Below are 14544 nucleotides of genomic sequence, written 5' to 3'. Positions count from 1 at the left end.
TGCAACTTTTTTCTTATTATTTGTTATACCTGGCTATCATGCTATCGCAAGGCAGGACAGGATGACGGACAGTCTTTTAACCAGTTTTCAAACAGCGAAAGAAGACAGTGTTAAAGCCGGTATTCTTTTCCTGCTTTCTGACCACTGGGCCGATACAGACAGTGCGCGGGCTGTTGATTATGCAAAACGTTCGTTCCGCTATACCAAAGACGGATCATTTCAAAGAGGGAAGGCGTTCTTTTATCTTGCCGGCGCTTATTTTAGTTATGACAGGAAGCTATGCCAACAGGCTTACCTGGAAGCAGACAAGATCCTTTCCCATTTCACTTCCAGGGAAGCATTGCAGTACAGGTCGAGGGCCTGGCACAATTACGGCATAATGGAGCAATTGAACGACAATAACAAGGGGTTTGTTGATATACTGCTAACCAAAGCCATCCCGTTTGCAAAAGCAGCGGGCGATGAAGAAAGGGTAGCATGGAATTACATGGATGTAGGCGGGGTGTTCATGAATTATAAAAACTACAACAAAGCCGGTTGGTATTATGATAAAGCAATTGCTATCCTACTGAGCAGTAAAAATACTGACAAACCTGTGCTGGCAGAATGTTATATAAGCAAAGCCAAGATCTGGCTCTGGCAGGAATTGCCCGATTCTGCCAACCAGCCTTTAAACCAGGCTTTCGATATTTTGCAAACAGCCGGCGATTCGTCCTATCTTCCTCTTTATTACCAGGTCCGGGGTAAGTATCATACCTTGAAGGAGCAGTGGAATGCAGCGCTTGAAGCCCTGGAGAAAGGCTATGCGATAGCTGCCCTGACGCATAGGGAGTACGATGGCCTCAGCATTCAATATGAATTATATGAAGTGTATAAGCGATTGAAAAAGTTTGATAAAGCAAAGCAGTCGCTGGAACTTGTTTATAGCCAATACGACAAATACCCTATAGCCCAAAACAAGCGCATGTTCCTTTATGAACTTGCGGAAACTGAAACGGCGTTGGGCAACTACCGCGCGGGATATAAAAGAATGCAGGAATATGCACGGCTTTCAGACAGCGTTTTTACCCAGAATACCGGGAAGGAAATTGCGGACCTGGAAGCAAAATACCGGCTGGCGGAAAATGAGAAGAAGTTACTGGCGTTGCAGCATCGCAACGAGTTGCAGCAATTGCTGCTTTATTTTGGGGCGGTTGTACTGGCATTGTTGATAGCTTTTTTTATTTATGTATACCGGCAACGGAAAAAGCGGGAAGCGCAACGTTTATTTGCCATCAACCAGGAACAGGAGATAGAGATCACCCGTGCGCAGTTAGAGGGGGAAGAAAGGGAGAGAAAGCGGCTGGCAAGGGAGCTGCATGATGGGCTTGGCGGCATGCTGGCAGGAGTGAAACTCAACTTGTCTGCTGTGAGCCATGGTGCGCCTGCTACGCAACAAATAGAACTGCAGAAAGTAACAGGGTTGCTGGATGATTCCGTACAGGAACTGCGGCGCATTGCAAAGAATATGATGCCTGAGGCTTTATTGCGCTCAGGGCTTAGCCGCGCATTGGAGGGGCTATGTCATTCAATTGGCACGAGCGCCATGCGGGTAGATTACGAATTCCTGAACATACCGGAAAATATAAGACACCAGGAAAAGGTGGATATCTACAGGATTGTACAGGAGTTGCTTGCCAACGCGGTAAAACACTCCGGGGCAAGCGATATTTTCCTGCAATGCAGTGGAATGAATGACCGTTTTTACATAACGCTGGAAGATAATGGAAAAGGAATGCCAGGCCCTGAGCATATTAAAGAAGGTTTAGGATTGGCCAACATCCGTTCGCGGGTTAGTTTTATGCACGGAAAAATGGAGATCAGCAGTCAGCAGGGTGGTGGAACTGTTATTAATATAGAGATCAATGTTACAAAATCGAAAGAGTTATAATATTGTATTGGTAGAGGATCACAGCATTTTTATCGAGGGATTGTTAAGTGTTTTGAAGAAAATAGAAAATGCTAAGGTGCTCGGAGCCTTCGTTTCGGGCGAGGAGGCGCTGGCGTTTTTGCAAACGCAGAATGCAGATATAGTGTTCCTGGATATTAGTTTGCCCGGCGGTAAATCGGGCATCGAGATATGCAATGAAATATCCCGTTTGCACAGGAAAACAAAGGTAATTGCATTGAGTAACCATACAGAACGGGAAACCATCAGCGAAATGTTGAACAACGGTGCAAGCGGTTACCTGTTGAAAAACGCTTCCGTCAATGATCTTGAAAATGCGATAGAGCAGGTAATGCAGGGACAATGCGTGATGAGTGAAGAGATACGGAATATCCTGTTTTCGCCCCAGGCTCCTGCACCCCGGGCACCCCGCTTAACTGCCAGGGAAAAAGAAATTCTTTACTGGATAGGAGAAGGGCTTACTACCACAGCCATCGCCAATAAACTTTTTATCAGCGTACAAACAGTGGAGAGTCATCGTTATAATTTATTGCAAAAATTTGATGTGCCTAATGCGGTGGTATTAGTAAAAAAAGCGATTGAGTTGGGGATGATGAAAGAGGTGGGGAAAGGAAGGTAAAATCTTAAGCGGCTATCTTATAAAAAATAAGACGGCCGCTCAACACATAACCCCGGAAGCAAACTTTTTGATATTTCCTGAAGCTATGAAATAAAATAAGAGCGTAGTTCCTATTTAATAAGCACATTGCCTCCGGATGAATCCCTATTGATCTTTCTTTGCTTAATAAACTGGTAGACCGAGCCTGCGAGGAACAGTATAAAAAGTATCAGCAGCGTTTTTCCTATCAGTGGATCGGCGCTATTTTGAGCCAATGGTTTCCCCGCCGGCAAACGGGTTAGTGTTTCGTTAACTGTGGGAACCATAGATAAAAAGAAGCTCAGCGACAGGAGAAAGTTTTCGAAATAACGGGCCTGGTTATTCTGTCCCATTTTGCTATAAAGAAAATAAGCAATTAAAACCAGGACAAAAATCAATAACGAAAAAACATGTCCTGCGTTAAACCCTCCATGCTTTGAAAGGCCTAAAGCTGTTAAAGAAGCTATGATCGTTCCGTAGAAATATACTTTCCCGGATGTCTCGGCAAGGTTGATCCTGGCATGCTTTACAAAAGATATTAACCCTGCTGCAATGGCAATGATACCAACGGCGGTGTGAAAAATGCCTAAGTTTGACAGTCCCATATGATTTTTGTTTCTGCAAATTTTTGAAGAAAAAAAATGGGAAATATTCACTTAAGTTAATCCGGAGTAACTTTTTTGCACTTCACCGGAGCTCACCGCTTAATTCTCTTACGGATACGGCTTAACGAAGGGGTAGTGATACCGAGGTACGACGAAATATGGTAAGAGGCAATACGGTTCACAATATTGGGATGTTCTTCCAACAGTTTAATATAACGCTCTTCATGTGAGTAAAATAAAAAGTCTTCTGTACGCGCTTGTGAGTAGTTAAAAAACAATTCGGCCAGCAACCGCCCGAATTTGCTCCAGTTAGGGTGTGATTCATACAAATTGTTCAAATCACGGTACGTGATGTATATTATTTCTGAATCTTCCAGGGCTTCTATGAAGTAGGCGCAGGGGTAACGGGTAATGAAGCTCCGGAATGAAACAATAAACTGGTTCTCCGAAAAAAAGAAAATATTCTTTTCTTCGTCGGTCACCGGGTCATTGTAATAGATCCTGAAAATTCCTTTCACCACCAATCCGAGGTCGTTGCAAACCACGTTTTGCATATTAAAAAAGTCGCCTTTTTTAATTTTGCGGGTTTTCCAATACGGCCAGCTGTCTGTAATATCCTTGGGGGTAAGCCCTGCAAAGTTTACCAGGTGTTGTTTTAATGTATCATGGTGTTCGCTCATACGCTGTTTTTGACCTTTAACGCACCGGGCGCTACAGCATTAAAGTTAAAGAAATCGGGAAAATATCCGGATGTTCGGGGTAGCTGACATAGGTTGTCGTTATTATTGACGTTGCAAATAAAGCGGGAAACCTGGCGGAGCTGCTGGAGCAGATACCGTTGTGGTAAAATAAAAACGAGACAAGCGAGGATTTTCCTCATTTGTCTCGTTGCGTGCGAAGGAAGAGATTCGAACTCTCAAGCCCTTTCAGGCACTACCACCTCAAAGTAGCGCGTCTACCAATTTCGCCACCTTCGCATCTGGTAGAATGGGGTGCAAAAATAAGCGCTTTTTTAAAATATGCAAATTTATTTATTCATTATTTTAAAAACACCAGGTTATTTCCGCAATAAGATCCTGAAAACTGTGCCTTTATTCAGCTCCGACGACTTAACATATAACCGGCCCCGGTGATAGTCTTCGATAATCCGGCGGGCCAGCGACAGCCCCAGTCCCCATCCCCGTTTCTTGGTACTGAAGCCGGGTTTGAATACTTTTTCAAAATTCATTTTAGGGATGCCTTTTCCTGTGTCGGCTACATCGATGGTTACATACGTGGGGTGGTTCTGGATGTTAATATCTATCTTCCCTTTCCCTTCCATAGCGTCCAGCGCATTTTTTAAAAGGTTTTCCACTACCCAGTCGAACAACGGGGGAGAGATCATAACGGTAAGTTCATCTTCATCGCTATGGGTAGTTAGCTGCACCTTTTGCGGGGACCTTTTTCGGATATAGGCCACCATATTTTCTATCTGGGCTATAAGATCTGTTTCTTCCAGCTGGGGTACGCTGCCGATCTTGGAAAACCGTTCTGTTATCAGTTTCAGGCGGTCTACATCTTTGGAGAGTTCGGCAGTGATACTGGCATTGGACTCATTCTCCCTGAGTATTTCCAGCCAGGCTTCCATAGAGGAAAGAGGCGTGCCCAACTGGTGGGCCGTTTCCTTGGCCAGGCCTACCCATACCTGGTTCTGTGTGGCCCTGTTGGTACTGGAAATGGCAAATAATGCCAGCCCGATGAAAAGCGCTACCACTATCAGTTGTATATAAGGGTAGTACCTGATCTGCCGGAGGATCAGCGAATCGCCGTAATAGATATAGTTGTAGAGGTTTTTCCGGGCGTCGACCTCCATGATGAAAGGAGGGTGCTGTTTTTTGAAGGCTTTCAGTTGTTTTTGCAGGAATTGCGGCTCCCGGATGAGGGTAGTGTCGAAATTCCGGCTATCCAGGATATTCCCCGCCTCGTCTGTCAGGATAAGGGGAATGGTAGTGTTATTTGTAACAATGTCTACAGCCAGGTTCAGGTTCGTTTCAGAATCCGACTGCAACAGTTCCCGGTTGGCTTCTACCCAGGTGGCCACTTTCTTCCTTTCTTCCTCCTGTATCTTCCTGGACAGGCTGCTGACAAACCATATCGTGGCGCCTATGATCACCACGGCAATAGAGGCCAGTACAAATCTCCATCCGATATACTGCTTGAACATACCTGTAATATAAGTGATATTAACCTTATCTGAATGTGTAATAGTAGCAAAATATTAACATCCTTTGTTGCATATTTGCATCTCAAAATTAATTGTTCACGCATAAACGTAATATCAGTTGCCTGTATTGCCATCAGTTGCGGTTGTAATTTTAAATTGGAACGGGAAGTCTTTCCTGGAGAAGTTCCTGCCATCTGTATGCGGATCTACCTATCCTAATTTACAGATCGTGCTGGCAGATAATGCATCGACAGACGACAGCGTTGCGTTTGTGAAAGAACATTATCCGCAGATCGGTATCGTGCGTAACCCGCGCAACGACGGCTTCGCCGGGGGCTACAACGATGCATTGCAGCATGTGCAGGCCGATATTTACGTGTTGCTGAACCAGGATGTGGAAGTGGAACCCGGGTGGATAGAGCCGGTGGTGAACCTTATGCAGCAGGACCCAAAAATCGCTGCCTGCCAGCCTAAACTGAGAGCTTACGCACAGCGCGACGAATTTGAATACGCCGGTGCAGCGGGAGGGTGGATGGATATTCTTGGCTATACGTTTTGCAGGGGAAGGATCTTGTATACCACGGAAAAGGACAAAGGGCAGTACGACGATGTACAGGATATTTTCTGGGCAACGGGCGCCGCTTTATTTATAAGATCGCACTGCTTCCATGAGGTAGGAGGATTTGACCGCAGCTTTTTTGCGCACATGGAAGAAGTGGACATGTGCTGGCGTTTACAACGCGCCGGGTACAGGATCTGCTATTGCCCCGACTCTGTTGTTTACCATGTTGGCGGAGGAAGTTTGCCCCAGGGAAATCCACGCAAGCTATACCTTAATTTCCGGAACAATTTAATGATGCTGTGGAAAAACCTGCATAGCGAAGATCGCTGGATCGTACTGGTACAACGGTTCTTCCTGGATATCCTGGCCGCCGTAAAAAGCCTGGTTGCCGGGAAACCTAAAGATATGATGGCGGTTTACAGGGCGTACAAGGACTATTACAAATGGCGCAGGACTTATGTGAAAACTGACCAGCTGCCGGAAATGAAGCTGATGAAAATGAATGGCGTGTTTCATGGTATCATGATCTGGAGGTATTATTTCCTGAGAAGGAAATATTTTTCCACCCTGAACCATTGATTTCAAGCATGAAAAATTCTGAAATATCAAAATATTGTGTAGGTTTGCAACCGGAAATAAACTGATTATGGAACAGAATACAGTAGAAAATACCAAAGATATCACCTTAGATAAGGTTTCCCGCTCCCGCTGGCTGTTTTATGTGCAATTGTTTTGTATGTTAGCTTTCATGTTAGGCGGATGCTACAATCTTTACAAGCATAAATATGCAGGTAAACCAGATGTAAAAATCCAGGAAAGCACACTGTATAATCCTAAATACAAATAATTTACTTCAACATAATTATCCAACCTCCTCCGGTTATACCGGCAGGAGGTTTTTTATTTTCCCTATCTCGTAAAAAAAATTCCCGATCCGATTCCCTTCCCGGTTCCTTATATAAGAAATTTGCTGGCTATCAGGGCTGATATGTACAATAAGGAAGAAAAATCAAAGCAAAAGAAAGGGAAATCCCTGTTCCGCAAGGTAGTGGAATGGCTGCACCTATGGCTGGGGCTGGTTTCCGGTATCCTGGTGGTGATCATTAGCGTAACCGGTTGCCTGTTCGTATTCCAGCAGGAGGTGAATAATTGGTATTACCATAAAACTTTATATGTTACTCCCGAACAACGTCCAGTTCTCCCGTTAAGTCAACTGCTGGATAAAGCACAGGCGGCTCTGGGGCCCGGTAAACCTGCCAGTTATATTACCACCTACACGGCGCCTGATAAGGCCTGGGAATTTTCCTGTTATAGCGGCAACGATACCGCCATTACCTACTTCGGAGCTATTAAATACTACGAAGCAGTATATGTGAATCCCTATACCGGCGAGGTAACGGGGCGCATAGACTTCAAACGCAATTTCTTCTCTATAGTAAAATACATCCACTGGAGCCTGTTGCTGAACACCAAATACGGTCAGCCTATTGTAGGATGGAGTACATTCATTTTCGTTATACTCCTGGTTACAGGACTGATCATGTGGTGGCCTAAGAAATGGACCAGATCCACCAGGCAGCAAAGTTTTAAGATCAAGTGGAAAGCGAGTTTTAAGCGATTGAACTACGACCTGCACAATGTCCTGGGTTTTTATGCCCTGATCATAGCCCTGGTGATCGCCCTCACGGGTATGGTATGGTCGTTCACCTGGTTTGAGGCGGCCGTATACGTAGCCGCATCAGGGTCTACTCAACCGCCGGCCATTAAAACCGTGCAATCTGTAAAAAATAACAATGAAGTAGCTGATATAGATCCGCTGGATATCGCCTACAACAAAGCGGCTGGTATACTCAAAGGCGCCCGTCGTATAGGCGTAACCCCTGCTGCCACACCCGACGGGGTACACTATATTTCCGGCTATAAAGGCAAAGAGGTTTATTACGGAAGAGACGAGCTGCAGTTCGATCAATATTCCGGGGCTTTGCTGAACAGGCGTAATGATAACGACAAGAACCGGGGCGAACGACTGCTGGATATGAACTATGATATCCACGTAGGGGCCATCGGCGGCTTGCCGGGGAAGATCATCGCTTTTGTGATCAGTCTCATCTGTGCATCTTTACCTATAACTGGTTTTTATATCTGGTGGGGCAAGAAGAAGAAATCGAAAAAGCCTGTGAAGCAAGCAGTTAGGGTGGCTGTAAGCTCCTGATTCCATTTATTGTGGCCTGGCCTGTAACCCCCTGCTGTATTGCATTCTATGCATGCGGTATAAACATCCCGGTAAAATTCTTTCGAAAAGTTCTAAAAAGAATTTTGTGTTTTCAGTCCGTTTCCTATCTTTGCAATCCCAACGAAAACGCCAATGGGCAAGGCAATCGTAAGATTGTCAATTAGTTGGGGAAAGATCTTAAATATCAAAGTTCTTAATACCCTGCGGAAGTAGCTCATTTGGTAGAGCACGACCTTGCCAAGGTCGGGGTGGCCGGTTCGAGCCCGGTCTTCCGCTCAGTTTTTCTAAAGTTCTTAACACCCTGCGGAAGTAGCTCATTTGGTAGAGCACGACCTTGCCAAGGTCGGGGTGGCCGGTTCGAGCCCGGTCTTCCGCTCAAAAAGAAGCCTGATTGTACTCACAATCAGGCTTTGTTGTTTTAATAACTTCTTCACCGGCTTAATAGTCTCCGCTCGCGCCTCCGCCTCCTCCGCTGCCGCCGCCAAATTGCACATCACCGCCCGACGGCTGATGCGTTCCGCCGAAAGTCTGGGAAATGATCAATCCGCTGATGTTCAGTTTATCCGTTGCTGACGGATAAGCCAACGGCTCGTAGGTAAATCCGTTCTTCGGTGTTTTAAGGTAACGTATCAGCCACCAGGATAGCGCTACCAATACCAGCCCGGCAACGATCATAGCCGAGGCAAGCGGTAATACCGAATGGAAGTAGCGTACCGTCAACACCGCTGCCGCTATGTATATCAACCCGCTCCGTAAAAGGATCACGTCTTTTTTCCTTAACCCCAGGTAAATGAATACCAGCGGCGTAACCAGGGTAAGCGCCCAGAACAGCCCCGGCAAAGGAACTACGGGAGCCAGTGTTTTCACTGCATAGAAATTGCCGGCTACATAAAAGCTGCATAGCGAGAGGATAGATACAATAGTGAAAATATTACTGTAATGCCTCAACGAAAAGGACTTCAGCATTTTCCTGCAGGCAAAATAACCGGCCAGTGAAATGCCCATCAACGTGAACGGGATAGCTGCCATAGCCTCCGGCATCATCGCCAGGAAAACAGCCGCCAGGAAGGAAATGTAACATATGGAAGCCATCAGCCGGTCGGCATACCTGGCGGTAGAAAGTAAGCTCACGATGCACACTGTAGCAGCGATCATCACGCCATTCTCCCTATAAATAAAATGCAAGGCGCCTGTCAATGCAACGCAACTGCTTAAGAGCAGCGCGTCGTCGATCCCTGCCCTGAATAATTTCTTCTCCCGTATAAAAAGTTCCAGCATAAAAAAGCCGGCAATAGCAAAAAGGAAGGCGATCCCGTAGAGTATCTCTTCTTCGTTTATGCTTGTAAATAACAACAGGCCTACCAGTCCCCAGGCAAACAACACAGCTACCCAGGTCAGGATATACAATCCAACCCGCGCAAAGATGTTCGGCATATAAAAACTAACAGGATGCGCTGCTATGATCCTGTCATAGGCCGCCTGGTCGATATATTTATCGAAAAGCGCTTTGCGGGCGGTTTCTTGTATAGAGAGACTATCTAACGATTGTTTATTGTACGCGATCATGTTTAATTTTTTTACTGAGCTGTATCAGGTAATAGCAAAGGAAAATAGCAGAAACGATGACAAACATTATAGAAGGGTATATTTCATTGATCTCTGCAAAGGCCCGTATAACAATAGTGCAAAGGCCCAGGTACTCGTATAGTAGTGTGATCAGCAAAAAGTAAAATGATTTTTCTTTGTACGCAGTTATCCACATATAGGCTGCAAAGGCCGAAAGGACCAGGAACCAGGTCAATGGCAGGTTGTATCCGATAAAGAAAGCCGCCAGGCAGGATATAAAGAAGATATGCGCCCCAAAGTTCCTATAGGTAAAAGCGAAATGCGCTTTCAGGTTTTTCTTTTGCGAAATGAGGGCCAGTACAAGCAGGAAAATACCCAACCCCATTCCGGTGGCGATCAGCCGGTAGCTGCTGAAATCATTGTCCGACAATATCCGCATAGGCGTTACCGTGATACCCAGCCAGGCCGCAAGGTTGGTGATCGCCAGGGAAAGCACGCCCAGGTGATCGAAATAATAAGCGCTGAAGAACAGCACCACCAGCGGGATGGCGGTGGCAAGCCCGTATTTTGTTCCGAATACCGTGTAAGCAAATTGCAGGTAGCCGATAAACGAAATAAAGGTTAAACACCCTAACAGTAATATATAATCGAAAAACGGGTTGGGCGATTCTACCTTGTTCCATGAAAAAGGAGCCGACTGTTTGTAACAATAGAAAAAACTGCCGGCGCTGAGAATGGCAATAAAAGCCAGAACGGCCTGGTGACCGATGGTGTCTATGTTTTCGTATACCAGTATGCCAAGCCCGGTGCTGAGTAAGAGTACGCCCAGGTATAACAGAACTTTGATCTCCCAATGCAGCGAAAAGAGACGTTGACCGGAGAAAGCCTTCATTTGTGCTTCGGTAATTGCTGAGGGGGGTAGTTCCTCCTGGTGTGCAGGTGTGTTTTGGTTCATATTCAGAATAACGGATGAAGGGTGCAATATACAATATCAAAACTATCTTTGTAGGGTATGAAACAATATCGAGCAACTGTATTATCTACGTTATCGTCTGAGCTGGGAGAGGGAGCCTTTTGGTGGCAGGAGCAGCAATGCTGGTGCTGGGTGGATATCCTGGGCAAATGTATCTATACCCGGACAATGGATGGGCATCAGACCTGTTATGAGGCCGACAGGTATGTAACCATGCTGGTACCGGAAGAAGGAGGAAAGAGATTGCTGGTTGGCACGCATGACGGAATTGCTTTTTTCTCGCCTGCCGAAGGACTGGGAAAGGATATCACTGTGTTGGATACACGAAGTAATGTGCGGTGTAACGATGGAAGATGCGACCCGGCAGGAAGGTTATGGATAGGAACAATGCAGATGCCGGCCGACAAAGGCACCGGCAATCTTTATTGCATTACAGGGAAGGGGGCGCCGGTTTGCAAGCTGGCGGGAGTCACTATTTCCAATGGATTGGTGTGGATAGATGATCGAATGTATTATATAGATACGGATACCCGCCAGGTCCGGGAGTTTGAGTACAACCAGGCGACGGGTGATATCCGTTTTTCAAGGGTAGCAGTAACGATCCCCGATGGTTATGGCTGGCCGGATGGCATGGCTGCCGATGCAGAAGGCAATTTATGGATAGCTCACTGGGGCGGTTTCGGCGTTTATTGCTGGAACCCGCAGACAGGTGAATTGCTGGCAAAGATAGATGTGCCTGCACCGAACGTATCCAATTGTGCGTTTGGCGGCCCGGGTTTGGATGAGCTGCTGATCACAACAGCCCGGGAGCATTTATCGCCGGAGCAGATCGCTGCACATCCGCTCAGCGGCAGCGTTTTCACAGTCAAACTGCCTGTTAAAGGCTTATTAGCCAGCAGTTTTAAATATTGAGATTTTTAGAATCCGTACAGATCCGGGTTTTCTCCTGCTATTTTCGTATCTTTGCGTGTAGAAAAAAGCGATTGAAGGTATTTTAATACCAGTTCAGCTATCTTATTTCCCTCCCTTAAGATTTTCTACTACAACAAAAAAGAGCAGTGTAAAAATAAGATCATGAAGGATTTTGAAATTTTTGACAACAAGGAAGCCAGAAGGTTTGAGGCTACAATTGCCGGCCAGATGGCGAAAGTGATTTATGAGAGAAACGGTACCCGTATATTCCTGACTGGCGCTGAAATGTCGCCAGCCCTTGAAAAACAGGGCGTTTTACCGGCTATGCTGGAAAAAGTAATGCAGGAGATCTCTGCACAGAATATAAGAATGGTACCTACCAGTAAAAAAGTTGCAGACTATGTGCGCAGCCACCCACAGTGGAAATCATTACTGGCGCATGGATTGCATATATAATTTGTAAACATTTGACATTTAGTTATTTAATTATTTGCCGGCATAGCATTACATCAATTAGAATGGCGGAAGAATTGACCAGCACACGCCGGACAAATAACTAAATAACTAAATGGATCAAATGTACTTGTTTGAATGACGCCTATCTACTTCAGCCCCAGCTTCACTTTTACTGCCGGCATCAGATCATCGGTTTCTGCGGACACTAATACCGCATCTTTGGAGTTATCAATCACGAGCGTATAACCTTTTTCATTGGCTACCGCCTTTAATGCTTTTTTGGCTTTATCCATAATAGGCGCTAATAGTGCATGCTCTTTGTCGTTCAGCGTTTGGGCGGCTGTTTCCTTATATCTTTGAATATTAGCTTCTGCGTTGCGTATTTCGGAAGTTCTTGTTTCTATCATTACCGGGCTTAATTTACTGCCCAGGCTATCCAATTCTTTTACTTTCCGGGTATATTCCTTCACTAAATCCTGCAGATCACTGTTCAACCGGGTTTCTAATACACTCAGGGAGTCGTTGGCTACTTTTGTTTCAGGCATCATCAGGATAAGTTCCTGGAAATTGACGTAACCGGTTTTGGACTGGGCCTTCACAGCGGTAAACGACAATACAGATAACAGGCCTGACAAATAGTAGTATTTCATTGGTATCTTTTTGCTGGAACAATATTAACAGTCGAAATGTGAAATATTGCTTAACACTTATATAAGAGAATGTTAAAGTGATCAACTAGGTAATTAGAAATATTTTTGCCCGGCATAGGGGTAGATAATTCATTGCGTGTCGTAAAAGAAATTAGTTCCCTTGGCAGAAGCTATTATATTTGATGTGAGATATCAACCCCCTGGAATGGAATTTCTTAATACCAGCACCGAAGTAGTGCAGGACACAGCAACATTGACTTTTGAACAACTCTTTAAAACCCATTTTAAAGGTTTGCATGCTTACGCCTGCACATTATTGAAAGACGATATAATGGCCGAAGAGATGGTGCAGCAGGTATTTTGTAAACTATGGGAGAAAGCGGATAAGATAAAGATCCGTGAAAGCATCTCAGGTTACCTCTACAGGTCTGTTTACCACGAATGTGTGAACTACCTGAGGCATGAAAAAGTAAAACAGGCGCACCAGGAACATTCGAAACATGCGATGGCCCATCATTATTCCGCCGGCCCTGCCTCCGGTAAAGTGATGATGAGCGAATTGCAACAGCGGTTGGACATAGCGCTGCAATCTCTTCCGGAAAAATGCAGGACCGTTTTTCAATTAAGCAGATTTGAGGAGTTGCGCTACCAGGAGATAGCCGACAAACTGAAAATATCTGTAAAAACAGTGGAAAACCAGATGGGCAAGGCTTTAAAAATCCTGCGTCATCAATTGGTCGATTTTTTACCACTGCTGTTAATTTTGATCAATCTATAATTAATTAATACGTGAAACGATCTGACAATATAAACGACGACCTGTTGGTAAAGTACCTGCTCGACACTGTTACGCCGGTGGAGAAAGGAGCTGTGGAAAAATGGTTGAACGAACGCGAAGAGAATCGTCGTTACTACCAACATTTTCAGACCATCTGGCAGGAGAGCAGGCAACTGGCCGTAAAAAGCACCGTGGATGAAAACGAAGCCTGGAAAAGATTCCAGCAAAGAGTGGGAGCCGGCAATGCTGCAACGAAGGTCGTCCCTTTAGCTTCCCGTACCAATACCATTTTTCCCTTTCTTAAGATCGCTGCAGTAGTATTGGTACTGTTAGGGGCCGGAGGACTCTGGTTGCTGCTGCACAATAATAAAACGATTATAACTGCCGATACCCAGGTAGCCAGCCAGGTATTGCCCGATGGTTCTGCTATTACGCTGAACAAAGGTTCCCGCTTAACCTATGCCAACGTTAACAATACCCGTGAAGTATCCTTAAAAGGCGAAGCGTTCTTTGATGTGGCCAAAGACGAGAACAAACCCTTTGTGATTAAAGCAAATGATGTAACGATCAGGGTTTTGGGAACCTCATTCAATGTTAAAACACAAAATGGCGCCACCAGCATCATAGTGGAAAGCGGCGCTATCGAAGTAAGCAAAGGAGGTAAAGTATTGCAGTTGAAAACGAACGAAAGAACCACTATCAGGGAAGGACAATCATCATTTGAAAAACAGACCGACAATGATGAACTGTATAACTACTATCGCACGAAATCATTTGTTTGTAATAATACTCCATTATGGAAACTGGTTAGCCTGATGAATGAAGTTTATGGAGTGGATATAGTGATTGAAAACGAAGCAAAACGCAACCTCGCCATCAACACTACATTCCCGACTTCCTCACTGGACGAGAACCTGGAGATCATCAGCTTGACTTACGACATCCAGGTAACAAGATCAGGCTCCCGAATATTGTTGAAATAATTAGCATGTTTTTACTTAGGCCATTTTTTATATCCCTG

At 45.2% G+C, this 14544-nt stretch carries 15 protein-coding genes and 3 tRNA genes; 11 read left to right on the top strand and 7 right to left on the bottom strand.

Going from position 1 to position 14544, the window contains the following annotated elements; all coding sequences use genetic code 11:
• Window positions 1-61 precede the first annotated feature (61 nt).
• Together BLV62_RS11510 and BLV62_RS11505 are read left to right on the top strand one after the other, a co-directional pair.
• Complete coding sequence (locus BLV62_RS11510) at window positions 62-1930, top strand: tetratricopeptide repeat-containing sensor histidine kinase (protein ID WP_146817852.1); 1869 nt, start codon at window positions 62-64, stop codon at window positions 1928-1930.
• Complete coding sequence (locus BLV62_RS11505) at window positions 1905-2567, top strand: response regulator (RefSeq protein WP_089761750.1); 663 nt, start codon at window positions 1905-1907, stop codon at window positions 2565-2567. The genes BLV62_RS11510 and BLV62_RS11505 overlap by 26 nt, the downstream gene beginning before the upstream one ends.
• A gap of 110 nt (window positions 2568-2677) precedes the next feature.
• Here BLV62_RS11505 and BLV62_RS11500 read toward each other — a convergent pair whose 3' ends face one another.
• The 4 genes from BLV62_RS11500 to BLV62_RS11485 form a co-directional block, all read right to left on the bottom strand.
• Window positions 2678-3190 carry a hypothetical protein gene (locus BLV62_RS11500; protein ID WP_089761748.1) on the bottom strand — a complete coding sequence of 171 codons (513 nt, stop codon included), beginning with the start codon at window positions 3188-3190 and terminating at the stop codon, window positions 2678-2680.
• A 92-nt stretch (window positions 3191-3282) separates the two neighbouring features.
• Window positions 3283-3870 (bottom strand): Crp/Fnr family transcriptional regulator, encoded by a 588-nt coding sequence (locus BLV62_RS11495; RefSeq protein ID WP_089761746.1) that lies wholly within the window; start codon window positions 3868-3870, stop codon window positions 3283-3285.
• A gap of 213 nt (window positions 3871-4083) precedes the next feature.
• Window positions 4084-4167: transfer RNA gene (locus BLV62_RS11490), tRNA-Leu, on the bottom strand.
• Between the two features lie 80 nt (window positions 4168-4247).
• Window positions 4248-5393, bottom strand: a complete 1146-nt coding sequence (locus BLV62_RS11485) for a sensor histidine kinase (RefSeq protein WP_089761744.1) — start codon at window positions 5391-5393, stop codon at window positions 4248-4250.
• A 118-nt stretch (window positions 5394-5511) separates the two neighbouring features.
• On the opposite strand from BLV62_RS11485, the gene BLV62_RS11480 reads away from it, so the two are divergent.
• The 5 genes from BLV62_RS11480 to BLV62_RS11460 all read left to right on the top strand — a co-directional run bounded on the left by BLV62_RS11480 (window position 5512) and on the right by BLV62_RS11460 (window position 8564).
• Window positions 5512-6534, top strand: coding sequence for a glycosyltransferase family 2 protein (locus BLV62_RS11480; RefSeq protein ID WP_089761742.1), 1023 nt, complete (start codon window positions 5512-5514; stop codon window positions 6532-6534).
• A gap of 67 nt (window positions 6535-6601) precedes the next feature.
• A complete protein-coding gene (locus BLV62_RS11475) occupies window positions 6602-6802 on the top strand; it encodes a hypothetical protein (RefSeq protein WP_089761740.1) in 201 nt (66 codons plus the stop codon).
• A gap of 141 nt (window positions 6803-6943) precedes the next feature.
• Window positions 6944-8167, top strand: a complete 1224-nt coding sequence (locus tag BLV62_RS11470) for a PepSY-associated TM helix domain-containing protein (RefSeq protein WP_089761739.1) — start codon at window positions 6944-6946, stop codon at window positions 8165-8167.
• A 224-nt stretch (window positions 8168-8391) separates the two neighbouring features.
• Window positions 8392-8464 (top strand) — tRNA-Gly (locus tag BLV62_RS11465).
• A 27-nt stretch (window positions 8465-8491) separates the two neighbouring features.
• Window positions 8492-8564, top strand: a tRNA-Gly gene (locus tag BLV62_RS11460).
• Window positions 8565-8626: 62 nt separating this feature from the next.
• On the opposite strand, the gene BLV62_RS11455 is transcribed toward BLV62_RS11460, so the two are convergent.
• On the bottom strand, window positions 8627-9754 hold the full coding sequence (locus tag BLV62_RS11455; RefSeq protein ID WP_089761737.1) for a hypothetical protein: 1128 nt from the start codon (window positions 9752-9754) through the stop codon (window positions 8627-8629).
• A complete protein-coding gene (locus tag BLV62_RS11450) occupies window positions 9738-10709 on the bottom strand; it encodes a DUF2157 domain-containing protein (RefSeq protein WP_089761735.1) in 972 nt (323 codons plus the stop codon). The genes BLV62_RS11455 and BLV62_RS11450 overlap by 17 nt, the downstream gene beginning before the upstream one ends.
• A 57-nt stretch (window positions 10710-10766) precedes the next feature.
• Here BLV62_RS11450 and BLV62_RS11445 point away from each other — a divergent pair, with 57 nt between their 5' ends.
• Entirely contained in the window at window positions 10767-11639 is an 873-nt protein-coding gene (locus BLV62_RS11445; RefSeq protein ID WP_089761733.1) for an SMP-30/gluconolactonase/LRE family protein, read from the top strand.
• A gap of 162 nt (window positions 11640-11801) precedes the next feature.
• The gene (locus BLV62_RS11440; RefSeq protein WP_089761731.1) at window positions 11802-12095 is read left to right on the top strand and encodes a GNAT family N-acetyltransferase; all 294 of its coding nucleotides are present in this window, start codon (window positions 11802-11804) and stop codon (window positions 12093-12095) included.
• 146 nt (window positions 12096-12241) lie between these two features.
• On the opposite strand, the gene BLV62_RS11435 is transcribed toward BLV62_RS11440, so the two are convergent.
• Window positions 12242-12745 (bottom strand): OmpH/Skp family outer membrane protein, encoded by a 504-nt coding sequence (locus BLV62_RS11435; RefSeq protein WP_089761729.1) that lies wholly within the window; start codon window positions 12743-12745, stop codon window positions 12242-12244.
• A gap of 205 nt (window positions 12746-12950) precedes the next feature.
• Here BLV62_RS11435 and BLV62_RS11430 point away from each other — a divergent pair, with 205 nt between their 5' ends.
• Together BLV62_RS11430 and BLV62_RS11425 are read left to right on the top strand one after the other, a co-directional pair.
• Window positions 12951-13523, top strand: coding sequence for an RNA polymerase sigma-70 factor (locus tag BLV62_RS11430; protein ID WP_089761728.1), 573 nt, complete (start codon window positions 12951-12953; stop codon window positions 13521-13523).
• A gap of 11 nt (window positions 13524-13534) precedes the next feature.
• A complete protein-coding gene (locus tag BLV62_RS11425) occupies window positions 13535-14506 on the top strand; it encodes a FecR family protein (protein ID WP_089761726.1) in 972 nt (323 codons plus the stop codon).
• Window positions 14507-14544 lie beyond the last annotated feature (38 nt).

This window comes from Chitinophaga terrae (ex Kim and Jung 2007) (genome assembly GCF_900107795.1).
GTDB lineage: Bacteria > Bacteroidota > Bacteroidia > Chitinophagales > Chitinophagaceae > Chitinophaga > Chitinophaga terrae.
The sequence above is the reverse complement of the archived record's forward strand: the minus strand, read 5'-3'. Positions and strand labels throughout refer to the sequence as shown.

Excerpts from the sequence above, each read along its gene's own strand:
- BLV62_RS11510 (WP_146817852.1), top strand. The coding sequence starts at position 62 with ATGACGGACAGTCTTTTAACCAGTTTTCAAACAGCGAAAGAAGACAGT.
- BLV62_RS11505 (WP_089761750.1), top strand. The coding sequence starts at position 1,905 with ATGTTACAAAATCGAAAGAGTTATAATATTGTATTGGTAGAGGATCAC.
- BLV62_RS11500 (WP_089761748.1), bottom strand. The coding sequence starts at position 3,190 with ATGGGACTGTCAAACTTAGGCATTTTTCACACCGCCGTTGGTATCATT.
- BLV62_RS11495 (WP_089761746.1), bottom strand. The coding sequence starts at position 3,870 with ATGAGCGAACACCATGATACATTAAAACAACACCTGGTAAACTTTGCA.
- BLV62_RS11485 (WP_089761744.1), bottom strand. The coding sequence starts at position 5,393 with ATGTTCAAGCAGTATATCGGATGGAGATTTGTACTGGCCTCTATTGCC.
- BLV62_RS11475 (WP_089761740.1), top strand. The coding sequence starts at position 6,602 with ATGGAACAGAATACAGTAGAAAATACCAAAGATATCACCTTAGATAAG.
- BLV62_RS11470 (WP_089761739.1), top strand. The coding sequence starts at position 6,944 with ATGTACAATAAGGAAGAAAAATCAAAGCAAAAGAAAGGGAAATCCCTG.
- BLV62_RS11455 (WP_089761737.1), bottom strand. The coding sequence starts at position 9,754 with ATGATCGCGTACAATAAACAATCGTTAGATAGTCTCTCTATACAAGAA.
- BLV62_RS11450 (WP_089761735.1), bottom strand. The coding sequence starts at position 10,709 with ATGAACCAAAACACACCTGCACACCAGGAGGAACTACCCCCCTCAGCA.
- BLV62_RS11445 (WP_089761733.1), top strand. The coding sequence starts at position 10,767 with ATGAAACAATATCGAGCAACTGTATTATCTACGTTATCGTCTGAGCTG.
- BLV62_RS11440 (WP_089761731.1), top strand. The coding sequence starts at position 11,802 with ATGAAGGATTTTGAAATTTTTGACAACAAGGAAGCCAGAAGGTTTGAG.
- BLV62_RS11435 (WP_089761729.1), bottom strand. The coding sequence starts at position 12,745 with ATGAAATACTACTATTTGTCAGGCCTGTTATCTGTATTGTCGTTTACC.
- BLV62_RS11430 (WP_089761728.1), top strand. The coding sequence starts at position 12,951 with ATGGAATTTCTTAATACCAGCACCGAAGTAGTGCAGGACACAGCAACA.